General features: G+C 69.6%; 10 protein-coding genes. 7 read left to right on the forward strand and 3 right to left on the reverse strand.

The window, feature by feature from the left end; all coding sequences use genetic code 11:
• The first annotated feature begins 3 nt into the window (after positions 1–3).
• The 5 genes from CHC08_RS15725 to CHC08_RS15745 all read left to right on the forward strand — a co-directional run bounded on the left by CHC08_RS15725 (position 4) and on the right by CHC08_RS15745 (position 7004).
• A complete protein-coding gene (locus CHC08_RS15725; protein WP_089208023.1) occupies positions 4–2283 on the forward strand; it encodes a [protein-PII] uridylyltransferase in 2280 nt (759 codons plus the stop codon).
• Between the two features lie 131 nt (positions 2284–2414).
• A complete protein-coding gene (locus CHC08_RS15730) occupies positions 2415–5627 on the forward strand; it encodes a nitrate- and nitrite sensing domain-containing protein (protein ID WP_089208024.1) in 3213 nt (1070 codons plus the stop codon).
• A complete protein-coding gene (locus tag CHC08_RS15735; RefSeq protein WP_089208025.1) occupies positions 5624–6046 on the forward strand; it encodes a roadblock/LC7 domain-containing protein in 423 nt (140 codons plus the stop codon). The genes CHC08_RS15730 and CHC08_RS15735 overlap by 4 nt, the downstream gene beginning before the upstream one ends.
• Positions 6047–6073: 27 nt before the next feature.
• Positions 6074–6436, forward strand: coding sequence for a DUF742 domain-containing protein (locus CHC08_RS15740; protein ID WP_089208026.1), 363 nt, complete (start codon positions 6074–6076; stop codon positions 6434–6436).
• Positions 6437–6446: 10 nt separating this feature from the next.
• Positions 6447–7004: a GTP-binding protein gene (locus CHC08_RS15745; RefSeq protein WP_089208126.1), complete on the forward strand. Its 558-nt coding sequence runs from the start codon at positions 6447–6449 to the stop codon at positions 7002–7004.
• A gap of 220 nt (positions 7005–7224) precedes the next feature.
• Here the strand turns inward: CHC08_RS15745 and CHC08_RS15750 are convergent, their stop codons facing one another.
• Positions 7225–8061, reverse strand: a complete 837-nt coding sequence (locus CHC08_RS15750) for an ABC transporter substrate-binding protein (RefSeq protein WP_245878341.1) — start codon at positions 8059–8061, stop codon at positions 7225–7227.
• A gap of 900 nt (positions 8062–8961) precedes the next feature.
• Here CHC08_RS15750 and CHC08_RS15755 point away from each other — a divergent pair.
• Positions 8962–11577, forward strand: coding sequence for a sensor histidine kinase (locus tag CHC08_RS15755; protein WP_245878342.1), 2616 nt, complete (start codon positions 8962–8964; stop codon positions 11575–11577).
• Positions 11578–11844: 267 nt separating this feature from the next.
• Positions 11845–12321, forward strand: a complete 477-nt coding sequence (locus CHC08_RS15760) for a DUF742 domain-containing protein (protein WP_245878343.1) — start codon at positions 11845–11847, stop codon at positions 12319–12321.
• Positions 12322–12521: 200 nt separating this feature from the next.
• Here CHC08_RS15760 and CHC08_RS15765 read toward each other — a convergent pair whose 3' ends face one another.
• A complete protein-coding gene (locus tag CHC08_RS15765) occupies positions 12522–13619 on the reverse strand; it encodes an SIS domain-containing protein (protein WP_089208029.1) in 1098 nt (365 codons plus the stop codon).
• Between the two features lie 157 nt (positions 13620–13776).
• A complete protein-coding gene (locus CHC08_RS15770; RefSeq protein WP_089208030.1) occupies positions 13777–14745 on the reverse strand; it encodes a hypothetical protein in 969 nt (322 codons plus the stop codon).
• Positions 14746–14798 lie beyond the last annotated feature (53 nt).

Here is a 14798-nt window from a genome sequence, read left to right on the forward strand (position 1 = left end):
ACGGTGAGAGGCGACACTCGCTCGTACGCCGCGGCCCGCAAGGAGCGGGCCGCGGACATCGACCGCTGGCTGACGGACCTGCTCCGGACCGCCTGTGGCACGCCGTACGGGCAAAACGGGGGAACGACAAGAAACGTTGACGAGCGCGGCGCCCTCACCGGGGTCGCGCTCGTCGCGGTTGGGAGCCTGGGGCGCTCCGAGCTCGCGCCGGGCAGCGATCTGGACCTGGTCCTGCTGCACAACGGCCGCGATGACGTGGCGCGCATCGCCGATCGCATCTGGTATCCGATCTGGGATTCCGGTGTCGGTCTCGACCACTCGGTCCGGACCGTCGACGAGGCCGCCAAGGTCGCCAGGGAGGACCTCAAGGCGGTGCTCGGGCTGATCCAGGCCCGGCACGTGGCGGGGGATCCCGAGCTGACGCGGTCGGCGCGCGAGATCGTGCTCGCCGAGTGGCGGGCCGATTCCCGGCGCCGCCTGGGTGAGCTGCGCGACGCCACCGACAAGCGGGCGGAGACGAGCGGTGAGCTGGCGTTCCTGCTCGAACCCGATCTCAAGGACGCGCGCGGCGGGATCCGCGACGTGCAGGCGATGCAGGCGGTGGCGGCGGCCTGGGTCGCCTCGGCCCCGGGCCCGAGGGTCCGCGAGGCCTATGAGCTGCTGCTCGACATCCGGCACGGCCTGCACCTGGTGACCGCTCGCGGTGCCGACCGGCTGGTGCTCCAGGAGCAGGACGCGGTCGCCGGGATCCTGGGCCTGCTCGACGCCGAGGCGCTGATGCGCAGGCTCGCCGAGGCCGCCCGGACGATCGGCCACGCCTTCGACGCCACCTGGCGCACCGTGGACCGGCTGCTGACGGGCCCTACGCCGAGAGGGCGTCGCCCGCTCGCGGACGGCGTCGTCGAGCACGGCGGCGAGGTCGTGCTCGCCCGCGGGGTCAACCCGCGCAAGGATCCGGTGCTCGTCCTGCGCGCCGCGGCCGCGGCGGCGGAGGCGGGGCTGCCACTCGCGCCGGCCACCATCACCGCGCTGGCCACCCAGTCGCCGCCCCTTCCCGTGCCCTGGCCGGACGAGGCGCGAGACGCGCTGGTCGCCCTGCTCGGCACCGGGCGCGCGGCCGTTCCGGTCTGGGAGGAGCTCGACCAGGCGGGGGTGCTGGTCCGGCTGCTGCCCGACTGGGAGCGGGTACGGCACCGCCCGCAGCGCAACCCGGTGCACCGCTACACCGTGGACCGGCACCTGATCGAGGCGGCCGCCGGAGCCGCCTCCTTCACCCGTGAGGTGTCCCGGCCCGACCTGCTGCTCATCTCCGCGCTCCTGCATGACATCGGAAAGGGCTATCCCGGCGACCACTCCACCGTCGGCGCCGTCGTCGCCCGCGACATCAGCGCCCGGATAGGGCTGCCTTCCGCGGACGTGGACATCGTGGAGACCGTGGTCCGCCATCACCTGCTGCTGCCCGAGACCGCCACCCGGCGCGACCTGGACGACCCGGTGACGATCTCCCGGGTGGCCGAGGCCGTGGGCTCGCGCGAGGTGCTCGAACTGCTGGCCGCCCTCGCGGTGGCCGACGGCAACGCCACCGGTCCCGCCGCGTGGAACTCCTGGAAGGCCTCGCTGGTCGCCGACCTCGTGCGCCGGGTCCGCTCGGCGCTCTCCGGCACCCCGTTGCGGCCCGCGCCCTCGTTCTCGATTGAGCAGGCCTCCCTGGCCCGACACGGCGGCGGAGCCGTACGGATCAACGGGGGAGCGGTCACCGTGGTCGCGCCCGACCGGGCCGGGCTGCTCTGGCGCGCGGCCGGAGTGCTCGCCGCGCACCGGATGGTGGTCCGCGCCGCCTCGGCGGCCTCGGCGGGATCGACCGCCATGATCGAGTTCTCGGTCATCCCCGAGTACGGCTCGCCGCCCGACCCCGCGACGCTGGAGGCCGACCTCCGGCTGGTCCTGGCCGGACGGCTCGACATCGAACAGCGCCTGGCCAGAAGGACCAGATCGATGCGCCCGACCCGGGTGCCCGTGGCGCCGCCCCGGGTGACGCTCGTGGATGACGCGTCCAACACGGCGACCGTCATCGAGGTGCGCGCGCATGATCGTCCAGGGCTTCTGTGGCGAATCGGTAGAGCATTTGGTGAATGTGGTCTTGACGTGAGGGCCGCACGTGTGGAGACTCTCGGCGCAGAGGCGGTAGACGTCTTCTACGTGGTTGACAGGGCCGGCCGTCCCCTGACGGACGAGGCTCAGCGGGTGCAGGTGCGTGACCAGGTGCTGGCCGCCCTGCGGTAACCTTCGTCAATCATTCAACCGTCTCCTTCGTAACGATTAAGTCCGGTATGTCGGCTTTGCCGAATCTTTCACGTGACCTTGTGGTCTGATGAATCCCACTTGTGTCGTGATGGTGAGGGGTAGCGAGAGCGGTGACGACGGCGACAACCGACAGCGGGGGTGCTCCGGCACACGACCGTGGCAAGCGGCCTGCCGCCCGGTTCGGCTTGAGAAACTGGCGCGTTCGCTCGCGCCTTACGGCTCTGATCCTGGTCCCGACCGTGGTGGGCGTCGTGCTCGCCGCCACCCGTGTTGTCACCTCCATCGACAGCGTGGCCGGGTACCAGCGGACCGCTGCCGCGGCGGATTACTCGGGAGGGCTGCGCGACCTGGCCCAGGCGCTCGGACTGGAGCGTGACCGCGTTGCCTGGTCGTTGTTCCAGCCTTCGAACAAGGGGCTGAAGGACAGCGCCGACGAGCAGAAGAAGGCCGTCGACGCGATCGTCAACCGGGTCCGGCTGCAGCTGCAGGGGATCGACGAGTCCTACGGCCCCCGGGTGGCCAAGGCGGCGAAGGACGTGACCTACCAGCTCGCGGGACTGCCCGAGTTGCGCAAGGTGACCGGCACCGCCCAGGTGGAACGGTACAACCAGATGGTGGCCCCGCTGCTGCAGCTCCACGAGGAGCTGACCCTGGTCAGCGACGATTCGGAGATCATCGGTAACACCCGTGCGCTCAGCGCGCTGGCCCACGCCAAGGAGGAGATCTCCCAGCAACGGGCTCGCCTGCTGGCCGGCTACTACGCTCCCACGCTGATCAACGCGCAGGAGCTCGAGAAGTTCATCGCCTCCCGCTCGCGCATGCAGGAGTACGAGGCGGACTTCAGCGTCGAGGCGAGCCCGGACAACGGCCAGCTCTTCGTCAACGCCATGCAGGACGAGAAGGTGTACCGCGCCGAGCTGACCAAGTCCAGGGCGATCGTGCTCGGAAGCGACAAGCAGCACACCGGTCGGCTGATCTCCGATTTCAACGCCGTCAAGCAGTGGTTCTCGGACAACGGCACCACCATCGACCGGATCAAGAAGGTCGAGACCCAGGTCGCCGGTGACGTGATCACCCGGGCCCGCGTGCTGGAGGACACCGAGCAGCGCAACGCGATCATCACGGCCGGGCTGATCCTGGTCCTGCTGCTCCTGGTCCTCGGTCTCACCGTCCTCATCGCCCGCTCGATGGTCCAGCCGCTGCGCCGCCTGCGGGTCGAGGCCCTGGACGTGGCCGGATTCAGGCTTCCCGAGGTCGTGCGCCGGCTCCGGGTCTCCGGAGAGACCCAGACACCTGACATCGCCCCCATCTCCGTCGACACCAAGGACGAGATCGGGGAGGTCGCCAAGGCCTTCGACGAGGTCCACCGGCAGGCCGTCCGGCTGGCCGCCGAGGAGTCCGAGCTCCGCTCCAACATCAGCGCGATGTTCGTCAACCTGTCGCGCCGTACGCAGACCCTGGTCGAGCGGCAGATCTCGCTGATCGACGGTCTGGAGAAGGGCGAGGAGGACGGCGGCCGCCTGTCGGACCTGTTCAAGCTCGACCACCTCGCCACCCGCATGCGCCGCAACTCCGAGAACCTCCTGGTCCTCGCCGGTCACGAGCCGACCCGCAGGCGTAGCCAGCCGGCCAAACTCGTCGACGTCGTGCGCGCCTCGCTGTCGGAGGTCGAGGACTACGAGCGCGTCCAGGTCAAGGTGCACCGCGCGATCTCGGTCGCGGGCAGCACCGCCAACGACATCGTCCACCTGGTCGCCGAGCTGGTGGAGAACGCCATCCAGTTCTCCCCGCGGGCCAGCCAGGTCGTGGTCTCCAGCAGCATGATCGAGGGTGGCGGTGCGCTGCTCGCGGTCAGCGACGTCGGCATCGGCATGACCAACGAGGAACTGGTCGAGACCAACCGGCGCCTGGCCGACCCGCCCGTCGTGGACGTCTCGGTGTCGCGGCGGATGGGCCTGTTCGTGGTCGGCCGCCTGGCGCTCCGCCACGGCATCCGCGTCCAGCTCCGTCCGCAGGAGGCCGGCGGCCTCGTCGCCATGGTCCTCCTCCCGCCGGAGCTCATGGTCGAGATGGCCCAGCCGACCCAGACCCCGTCGTGGGGGGTCAACCCGCCTCCCCAGCAGAGTCCCTACGGGCAGGGCTCCTTCGGCCAGGCGTCCTTCGGTCAGACCTCCGTCTCGCGGGATCCCTCGTACGGGGATTCGTCCTTCGGCCAGACCGCTGCCCCGCGATCCCTTTTCGGAGAGACGCCCGCTCCGCGGAGCCCTGCGTACGGTGAGTCGTCCTTCGGCGAGGCTCCCGCCCCGCGAACTCCCTTCGGTGAGCCTCCCGCCCCGCGAACTCCCTTCGGTGAGCCTCCGGCTCCGCGGGGCTCCTCGTACAGTGAGTCGTCCTTCGGAGAGGCGCCCGCCTCGCGAATTCCCTTCGATGAGACCTCCGTCTCGCCGGGGTACGGGGAGTCGTCCTTCGGCCGGGCCCCGGGCGCGGCCGACCCGCAGACATCCCCGTACGGCTCCACGTCGCTGTCCGACGACCATTCGGCCGGCCGGCAGGGATTCCCCGCGCCCTCACTCGGCGCCCCGGTGACCGGCGAGTTCGCCCTTCCCCGGCGCCCGGCCCAGGACACGAACGGCAACGGAGCCACCCCTCCCACAGGGTTCCCCAGCTGGGGAGAGGCCTCGTACGACGACGCGGAGACCTCGTCGATGCCCGCGGTGGGATACTCCCCGCTCGAAGCCGAGCCGGAGGAGTTCCTGCCCATCTTCGCCTCGATCGAGTCGGCCTGGTTCCGCCGGGCGGACGAGAGTGAGCGCGAGGCCGTCGCCGAGGAGCCCGCACAGGGAGCGGTGACGCCGCTTCCCGGCCCGCTGGACTCCCCGGCCGGGTCCGGTCCGGCGACCGGTGGGCCGTTCTCGGAAACGATCCAGGGAACCACCGGCTCACCGGTTCGCGAGCCGGTGGCGGAGCCGATCCACGAGTCGCTTCGTGAGCCGATCCGCGGATCGGCCAGGGAGGGGGTTCCGGTGCGAGAGCCCGGAAACTGGCAGACGCCGGCCGACGCCGGATGGCAGGCGGCGCAGGCGGCGAGCGAACCCGCCCTCGGCGGGGTCACCGCGGCAGGCCTGCCCAAGCGCACTCCCAGAGCCAACCTGGTGCCCGGCGTCGCAGCCAGTGTGCAGCCGTCCACCACCCCGATGCCGCCGATATCGGCGGACCGTGTACGTAGCCGCCTGTCGAGTTTCCAGCAAGGTGTGCGGCGGGGCCGTGCTGAAGTAGATGAAGATGCCACCGGTAACCCGGGGGTCAAGGAGGAGGGTTCGTGACGACTCTGAGCCATGAGGCACGCAGGTTCGACTGGCTGATCACCGAGTTCGTCCGCGGTACCCCCGGGGTCGCGCATGCGGTGTGCGTCTCGGCCGACGGACTGCGGATCGCCAGCTCCGAGGGTTTTCCAACCGATCGAGCCGATCAGCTGGCCGCGGTCGCGGCCGGCCTGCTGAGCCTGACCGTGGGCGCGTCGCGCGTTTTCGAGGGCGGCGCGGTCACCCAGACCGTGGTCGAGATGGAACGCGGCCTGCTGCTGGTGATGGCGATCAGCGACGGTTCGGTGCTCGCCGTGCTGGCCTCTCCCGAATGTGACATGGGTCTGGTGGCCTATCAGATGACCCTGCTCGTCGACCGGGCCGGCCAGGTGCTCACCCCGGCTCTGCGGGCCGAACTGCAGTCCTCCCGGAGCCGTTAGTGAGCGTGTTCTTCACAGGAGAGGGCCGTGCTCGGCGGTGACGGAACCGGGGACGAGGAGCCCCTGTTCCGTCCATATGCGGTCACCGGTGGCCGATCCGAACCGCGCTATCACATGGCTCTGGAAACTCTGGTCTCCTCCTCGTTCATCATGGAGGAGGATATGGCCCTGCTCACTCCCGAGCAGGATGCCATCATCAGGCTGTGCCGTTCGTTCCGGTCGGTCGCGGAGATCTCGGCCCTGCTGAGGATTCCGCTCGGCGTGGCCCGCGTGCTGGTGGCCGACATGGTCGATGAGGGCCTGGTCCGTATCCACCAGCCACGTCTCGAACAGGGACAACCGGATCTCAACATGCTTGAAAGGGTTCTCAGTGGACTACGCAGGCTCTAATCACGGAGGCCTGACGTCAACGAAGATCGTTGTCGCGGGCGGGTTCGGCGTGGGCAAGACCACGTTCGTGGGCGCCGTGTCGGAGATCCTCCCGCTGACCACGGAGGCGGTGATGACCGACGCCAGCGCCGGCATCGACGACCTCGGCCTCACCCCGAACAAGGCGACGACCACCGTCGCCATGGACTTCGGCCGCCTTTCGCTGGACAAGGACCTGATCCTTTACCTGTTCGGCACCCCCGGTCAGCACCGGTTCTGGTTCATGTGGGACGACCTGGTCCGCGGCGCCATCGGCGCGGTGGTCCTGATCGACACCAGGCGCCTGGCCGACGGCTTCCCGGCGATCGACTACTTCGAGGAGGCCAAGCTCCCCTTCGTGGTCGGCGTCAACGGCTGGGACGGGCAGTTCCCGCATTCGGAGGACGAGGTGCGGGAGGCACTGGCGCTGGCCCCGCACATTCCCGTCGTGCGCACCGACGCCCGCTACCGCGACTCCGTCAAGAGCACGCTCATCACCCTGGTGGAGCATGTCCTGCGTGTCCGCGCGTCCTATGGCACGCCGGTCTAGGGAGACCTGGGAAAAACGGAGCTTCCGCCGAGGCGGCCGTCACGCGGGCGAACACCCGCGGACGGCCGCCTTTCGCGTCCGGCCTGACCGTCGCGGGCCGGCCGACCGGCCGGGCCCGCGCGGCCGGAGCGCCGGGATGTCGGGGGACAGCCGGTTGGGCCCCATGGTCGGAGCGGTGGGACGTCGGGGTCGGTCGGCTGGAGCGCTGAGACGTCGGGGGTCAGCCGGGCACCCAGTCCTTCCAGACGATCCTGTTCGCCTTGATCCACTTCACGGCGGCCTGGTCGGCGTTGAGGCCGTTGTTGGTCATGTCGTTCGCGACCGCGTTCTGCTGGTCGTTCGTCCACACGAAGTTGCGCACCAGCTCGTAGGCCCTGCCGCCGGTGTCGGCGAACCGCCTGCTCACGATCTTGTCGAGCAGGTAGGGCGGATAGTCGCACTTGACCTCGGCGGCTCTGGCGTCACAACCGATCGCGTACGGCGGAAGATTGATCTTCACCAGTTTGGTCTGGGCGAAGAGCCACTGTGGTTCGTAGAAATACATCAGCAGCGGGGTACGCTGCTGGGTCGCCCGCCTGGCGGCGTCGATCAGGGCCTTCTCGCTGCCTGCGTAGACGACCTTGTAGCGGAGGCCGAGATTGCGGACCAGCGCCTCGTCGTTGGTGACGTACGAGGGGTCTCCGTCAAGGAGCTGGCCCAAATCGCCTGATTTATTCGTCTTGAATAGATGGGCGTACTTGTTGAGTTGCCGCCAGTCGGTGATATCCGGGTATCGGTCAACCATCCATTGTGGGACGTACCACCCAATGGCACCTTTATTTCCATTTCTTCCGGCGGAGACCGCGACTTTCTTCTCCTCGATGTAGGTTTTTTTCTCCGCCTCGCGTCCCCAGTTTTCAACGATGACGTCGACCGTGCCCTTTTCGAGTCCCTTCCAGGACTCGGCCTCGTTGAGCGGCACTTTCCGCACCTGGTAACCGAGCTCCTGGGTCAGGAGGCGGGAAAGGACCGCCGCGCTGGCCTCGTAGCCCGCCCACCCGTTGATGGCGATCTTCACGGTGCCGCCCGTCGCCGGAGGTCTCTCCTGTTCGCCGCTGCACGCTGTGAGGAGAAGGAGCGCCGCGGCTGCCGCCGCGAGCCGTCTTCTCATGAGGCCGGCCGATCGATTGCTTGGGGACCCGGAAAAGCCCGGGCCGTCGGATAAGGCCACTCTCTCCTCCGAAGCTCGACGCCAGGATCCGCCGAGTGTAGCGAGGGCCGGCACCCCGGCTTTCGCGCCGGGCACGGCGGGCCGCGAGGAGGCGTCCTCGGGAGGCGATCGTGTCTTCGGCGGAGTTCCTTGAAGCGGGATGACCGCATGCGGTAACGTTCGTTTTCATTGAACAGGTGTTCGAAAATTGAGTTGATCGGATAAGGGTGCGTTTCGGCGATGCGCCGGAGCCTCCGGTTCGGCGGTGACGGCGCGGGAGCCTTGCCGTTGGGCGGGCGTGGAGCGCCGATCTTCGCACCCGGTGCGATGGGAGGCCTCTCGGGCGTTCGCGCCCGAGGGGAGGCCAGGGGCGCAGAGGGTGGGACGTAGCGGAGATATCGCAAATAGCAATATTTTGATCTTCTAGAGATCGTTGTGACCCCCCACCCTGCCGTCCGCCCGTCTGCGCGTCCGTAATGGAACGATGCAAACGGTCATATATATGGGATAAACGCCCGATAATGGTATTTAGATGCCCAAATCCGGAGCCTTGGATCTTGGTTGGAGCCCCAGATTTCCCCCCGGTTGCCCAGCGAACTGGGTATTTGTTTGGGCTTGGTTCCATTGGCCTCATGGGTTGAGATGTGCTCGAATTGCCCGGAGTCATGGGAAATTCGGCCAGGCGGCTCATCCACCGAGAGGCAGCGTTCGGTGAGTACACACAAGGTCCAGGCTTCGGGCAGCGGTCTGCGCCTGAGGAATTGGCGCGTGCGTTCGAGACTCGTCGCGCTCATCCTGGTGCCCACCGTCGCCGCGGTGCTGCTCGGCGGGGTCCAAGTATTCGCCTCAATGCGCGCTGCCACCGACTACCAACGGGTCAACGACCTCGCCAGGCTCTCCGACCATGTCGGCCAGCTCACCCATGAGCTGGCCTCCGAGCGCGACCGCATGGCCTGGTTCATCGCCCTCGGCCGGCCGCAGGGCGGCGTGAAGGTCGTGACCGACCGGATGAGTTCGGTGGACGGAGCGGTGAGGCGCGTCCGCGACAGCGGCACCCCGCTCATGGACGCGCTGAGCGGCCGTACCAAGGACAAGGTCGAGACCGGGCTCGCCCGGCTGGACGATCTCCAGCCATTGCGGGACCAGGCGCTGAAGTCGACGCTGCTGCCCGACGCCGCCATCGACGCCTACTCCCTGATCATGGCCGACCTGCTCTCCCTCCACGACGAGCTCGGCAAGGGCAGCGCCGACGATGTGCTCCTGGGCCAGGCCCTTACCCTGGGGGCCCTCGCCCGCGCCAAGGAGGCGCTCTCACTCCAGCGTGCTCTGCTCACGGTGGTGCTGGTCGCCGAGCGGTTCGAGCAGGGGCAGATGGAGGCGTTCCTCGGCGCGCTCTCCACCGAGCGCAACGAACGCAAGATCGTCGCCGCCGAGGCCGGAGGCGAGGGCCGCCGTCTCTTCGACGAGACGGTCAACGGCAGGACCGCCGACCGGGCCGAGTTCCTCCGGGAGCTGATCCTGCTCCGCGCGGCCTCCGGCGCCCCGCTGAAGGGGCTGGACCTGGCGAAGAAGGACGACGCCAAGGAGTGGTACGACGCGTCGTCGGTGACGATCGACCGGATGCGCGAGGTCGAGAAGCGGTACGCCCAGGACATCGTCGTGCGGAGCCAGGAGCTGAGGAACGCCGAGCAGAGTCGTGCCCTGCTGGTCGCCGCAGCGGTCGCGGGCCTGCTGCTGATCGTGCTGCTGATCACCACCGGGGTGGCGCGCTCGCTGGTCAGACCGTTGCAGCGGCTGCGCAGGGAGGCTCTGGAGGTCGCCGGAGAACGGCTGCCCGCCTACGTCCAGCAGGTGCGCGAGTCGCGTGACGGTGAGCTCCCCGCCGAGGTGCCGTCGATCGGGGTCGTGTCCCGCGACGAGATCGGTGAGGTCGCGCGGGCGTTCGACGAGGTTCACCGGGAGGCGGTACGGCTGGCGGGCGACGAGGCCAGGCTGCGCAACACGGTCAACGCGATGTTCGTCAACCTCTCCCGCCGGAGCCAGACACTGGTGGAACGCCAGCTCACCCTGGTCGAACGGCTGGAGCGCGGCGAGCGCGACGACCAGCGCCTGGCCGACCTGTTCAAGCTCGACCACCTGGCCACCCGCATGCGCCGTAACAGCGAGAACCTCCTGGTCCTGGCCGGTCAGGAGGTGGTGCGGCGCTGGCGTCAGCCGGTCGAGCTGATGGACGTGGTCCGGGCCTCGCTGTCGGAGGTGGAGAACTACGAACGGGTGGTGACCCGGGTCAACTCCGAGGTCGCCGTGGCGGGCCCGGCGGTGAGCGACGTGGTCCACCTGCTCGCGGAGCTGGTGGAGAACGCGGTCTCGTTCTCGTCCAGGACCAGCGAGGTCGTGGTGTCCAGCAGCCGCATCGACGGCGGCGGTGTGATGATCTCGGTGGCCGACCAGGGCATCGGCATGACGCCCGACGAGATCTCCCAGGTGAACTGGCGCCTGGCCAACCCCCAGACCGCCGACGCCTCGGTCGCCCGCCGCATGGGGCTGTTCGTGGTCGGCCACCTCGCGCTCAAACACGGCATCCGCGTTCAGCTCAGCCCCCAGGAAACCGGCCTGAACGCCATGATCGTCCTTCCCGAGAGCCTGCTCGCCCCTCTCCCCGATGCCACCCCCCTCCCCGGCTCCCTCACCGCGACCGGTGCCGCGCCCGCGCGGTTCGGCGGGCCGCTCCCCGTGGTTCCCCTCCTGGCGGCGCCGTTCGCCCAGGAGATGTCCGCGGTGCCATCGCAGACCTGGCCCGCGGGGATGGCGGAGCCGAGCGTGTGGAACCCGCCCGCCGAACGGCTCACCTGGGCGGAGCGGGAGGACAGCCGGTTTCCCCAGCCGCCGCCCGACCCGCTCGACCGTCGCCTCGGCGAGGCGAACGGCCTCGGATCGATGCCGAAGGGGGGAGCGTCGTCGCCGGATTCGGAGGGCGAGTTTCTGCCGATCTTCGCCGCGGTGGAGTCGGCCTGGTTCCGCATCGCCGCGACTCTCGCGGAGAACCCCGACGGTGAGCCCTCCACCGCCGAGTTCCCCGCCGTGGATTCGGGCCGGGCCGTTCCCGCGGAGCCCCGGGCCGAGCCCGACTCCTGGTCGTCCCCCGGTGACAGCGGCTGGCGGGCCGCCCAGGCGGCGAGCGTCCCCACCTCCGGCGGGACGACCGCGTCGGGCCTGCCCAAACGGGCTCCCAGGGACAATCTGATCCCCGGCTCGGTGAGCCCGCTCATCCAGCCTCAGCCGCCCGCGGCGCCCATCTCGGCCGAGAAGGTCCGCAGCCGGTTGTCCAGTTTCCAGGAGGGCGTGCGCAAGGCCCGTAACGAGCTCCCGAACCGGGAGAATTAAACCGTGCAGGGTGAATACTGGAATGATCGGCAGGGGTCCCGAGACGGTGGTGGTCTGCCACAGGAAGACCCTCCCCGATATCGGCTGAGGTCCAGGGACGGTCATGTGCCGCCGCGGGAAGACCCCCCTCGATATCGACAGGGATCCAGAGACGGCCATGACCTGCCACGGGAAGACCCTCCCCGTTATCGGCAGGGGTCCAAGGATGGCCGTGACCTGCCACGGGAAGACCCCCCTCGATATCGGCTGAGGTCCAGGGACGGCCATGTGCCGCCCCAGGAGGAACCATTCCGACATGGCGCGCCGGCCGACCCTCCTGGCGACGACCCGTGGGACGAGCCTCCGGCGTACAACTCGCAACAGGACGTGCCCCTCCCGTACGGCTCGGCATACGGAGAGCCTCCCGAGGAGGAGAGCTCGCTGGTGCGGATGTACACCGTCAGCCGCGGGCGGACCGCTCCGCGCACCAAGCTCGCCATGGAGGCCCTGGTCTCCTCCGCGACCACCGAGCAGCTCGGCCTGTCCTACATTCGCGAATACCGGGTCATCAGCGAGCTCTGCCGTCAGATCCGCTCCGTCGCCGAGATATCCGCCCTCCTCGGCACCCCCCTCGGCGTCGCGCGCGTCCTGATCACGGACATGGAGTCCGAGGGCCTGGTCCGGATCCACCATCCCCAGATCGATGAGAGGGGCCCGGGGCCCGACCTCCTCGAACGCGTCCTCGGTGGTCTCAACAGCCTCTGACCGCCCCGTGGTCCGCCGTTCCACCGGGCTCCGCGTACCGAGACGGGGTGGGCCGCTGTTCCGCTGGGATCCGCGTGCCGAGACAGGGTGGGGCCGCCTGCTTTCTCGCCGGCGGCTACCGGGCGCCGAGGCTGCCCGATCAGCTGACCGGGTGCGGTGCGGATGCGGCCGCTCGTCCTCGTTCGGGTGAGGCGCACTGGTTATCCGGCGAGCCACCACCGGGCGGCGATGAGCTCGGCCACCAGTGTCTCGGTCAGGAGCGCGACGTCGGGGTCGTCGTCGTGGCGGTAGCGGACGGAGCCCTTGGCGTCGGGGAGCTCGCCGCCGACGGTGAGGACGGTGGAGCCGCGCTCGCGGATCCACTCCATGGCCTGGTCGTCGTAGGGGGAGCCGGGGAACAGGATGGCCCGGTAGTCGAGGGTCTTGGTCAGGTAGACGTCCACGTGGGACCAGTCGCCGGTCTCGCACGCGTCGGCCGCCCGGCGGGGGCCCTCGCGGAACATCAGGGCGGACTGCTCGGCGGAGGACAGGTGTTCGGCGGGGGCGATCGTGTAGACGCCGTTCGGCCCGTCGAGCAGGCTCATCGCCGGCTCCAGCCACTCGCCGCGACGGTCCAGCAGGTCGGTGGTGGCCTCGGCCGTACGGCGCAGCAGGCCGGGCACGTCCAGGCGAGGCCCGTTCACGCCGGGCACATTCATGCCGGGCATGTCCAGGCCAGACACGTCCCCGCCAGACACGTCCCCGCCGGGCACGTCCCCGCCGGGCATGGACATGCCCGGCAGGGAGCCGAGGCCGTGGAGCGGGCCGGACGGGGTGGCGGTGAGGTGGTTCTGCAGGGCCAGGAGCAGGCCGATGGTGTGCTGGAAGGTCCGGCAGGACACGCCGCCGCGCTCCTCGCCCGCAACCATGGGGACCACCAGGTCGGCGCCCTCGGTGATCGCGGAGCCGGGCCTGTTGGTCAGGGCGAGCACGAAGGACCGGCCGCGGTAACGGGCGACCGCGTCGAGGGTCTCCCTGCTGCCGCCGGTGGCGGAGATCGCAACGACCAGGGTGTCCGGAGTCGCCGGATAGGACGCGGTGGCCGAGGCGTACTCGGCCACGGCGTCCACACCCGCCGCCCGCAGGCGCAGCGCGGCCACCCGGGCGGCGTATCGGGAGCTGCCCATGCCGAGGAAGACCACCCGCCGGATGCCGGCCGGGATCCCGTCGAACGGGTCTCCGGTCTCCAGGGCGCTCGCCAGCGCGGCCAGCGCGGCAGGCTTGGCCTCCAGGTCGGCGAGGTACAGCTCGGGATTCACATGCGCTCCTTCAACTTCAGCGTCGGGTCACCGGTGCCACGACCAGCGTCGGGTCACCGGTATCACGACCAACGTCGGGTCACCGGTGCCACGACCAACGTCGGCTCACCGGTATCACGACCTACATCAGGTCACCGGTACCGCGACCGATGTCGGGTCACCGGTACCACGACCGTAGGACGCCCATGGGTGCGTAACGCCAGCGGGGGAGGTGACCGGCGGCGTAGATGAGCTCGCGGCACTCCTGCTCGATCTCGAACGGGCGGAGCAGGGAGCGGTCCAGCAGGCCGGCGTGGCCGAGTTCGGTCAGGCGGCCGAGATAGGCGGACTCCAGGGCGGCACGGGCGCCGGCGGCCCATCCGGCGATCACGAGGGGGTCGGCGTCGCGGCGCTTGACGGCGACCTGGCCGACGTGTTCGAGGCTGGTGGTGAGCTGGGCGAGGTCACGGGCGGCGGGCTGGAAGGGATCCGCGCCGACGACCGTCGGATTGCCGTCGAAGTCGATCACCGCGTAACCGTCACGCCAGCGGAGCATCTGACCCACGTGCAGGTCGCCGTGGATGCGGATCAGCGGGGTGGCGCCGGAGGAGGCCAGCGGGGCGATCTCCGCGCGGAGCGCGCCGGCGTGGGCCGAGAGCCAGTCGCCGTCGTCACCGCCGGTCAGCGTGAGAGCCGTGTTCACGGCCTCTTCGGCTCGGGTGAACCACCGGTTCACCGGTCCAGTGCCATGATGTCCACGTTTGTCTGGTGTGTGCCGTGCGGGGAAGGTCGCGGTGCGCACGGGGTCGGGGAAGGTCTCGGACGGGGTGGCCATCGCCGCGTGCAGGTCGGCGGAGAGAACGCCCAGGTCGGCGGCGAAGGACGTGCCGCCGGAGACGGCCTCGTCCACGCACCACTCCCAGCCGTCCACGGCATCCGGGAGGTAGGCGGTGACCAGGGCGAGCAACAGTTCGCCTTCATCGTCCCGGCGGGACACGGCCGCGTACGGCGTGGCCGTCGCGGTGAAGCCGACCGAGGTCAGGTGGGCGAACATGTCCGGGGTCGGCTGGGGGAGCGGGGCGGGAGGGGTGAGCCATTTCACGACCACGCTCTCGCCGACGACCACCGAGCGATTGGTCTGATCCACGTCGAACCCGCGTTCACCGACCGGATCATCCTGACGATTCGATGACGTTTGAG

It is taken from the genome of Streptosporangium subroseum, from assembly GCF_900188345.1.
In the GTDB taxonomy this organism is placed as follows: Bacteria; Actinomycetota; Actinomycetes; order Streptosporangiales; family Streptosporangiaceae; genus Streptosporangium; species Streptosporangium subroseum.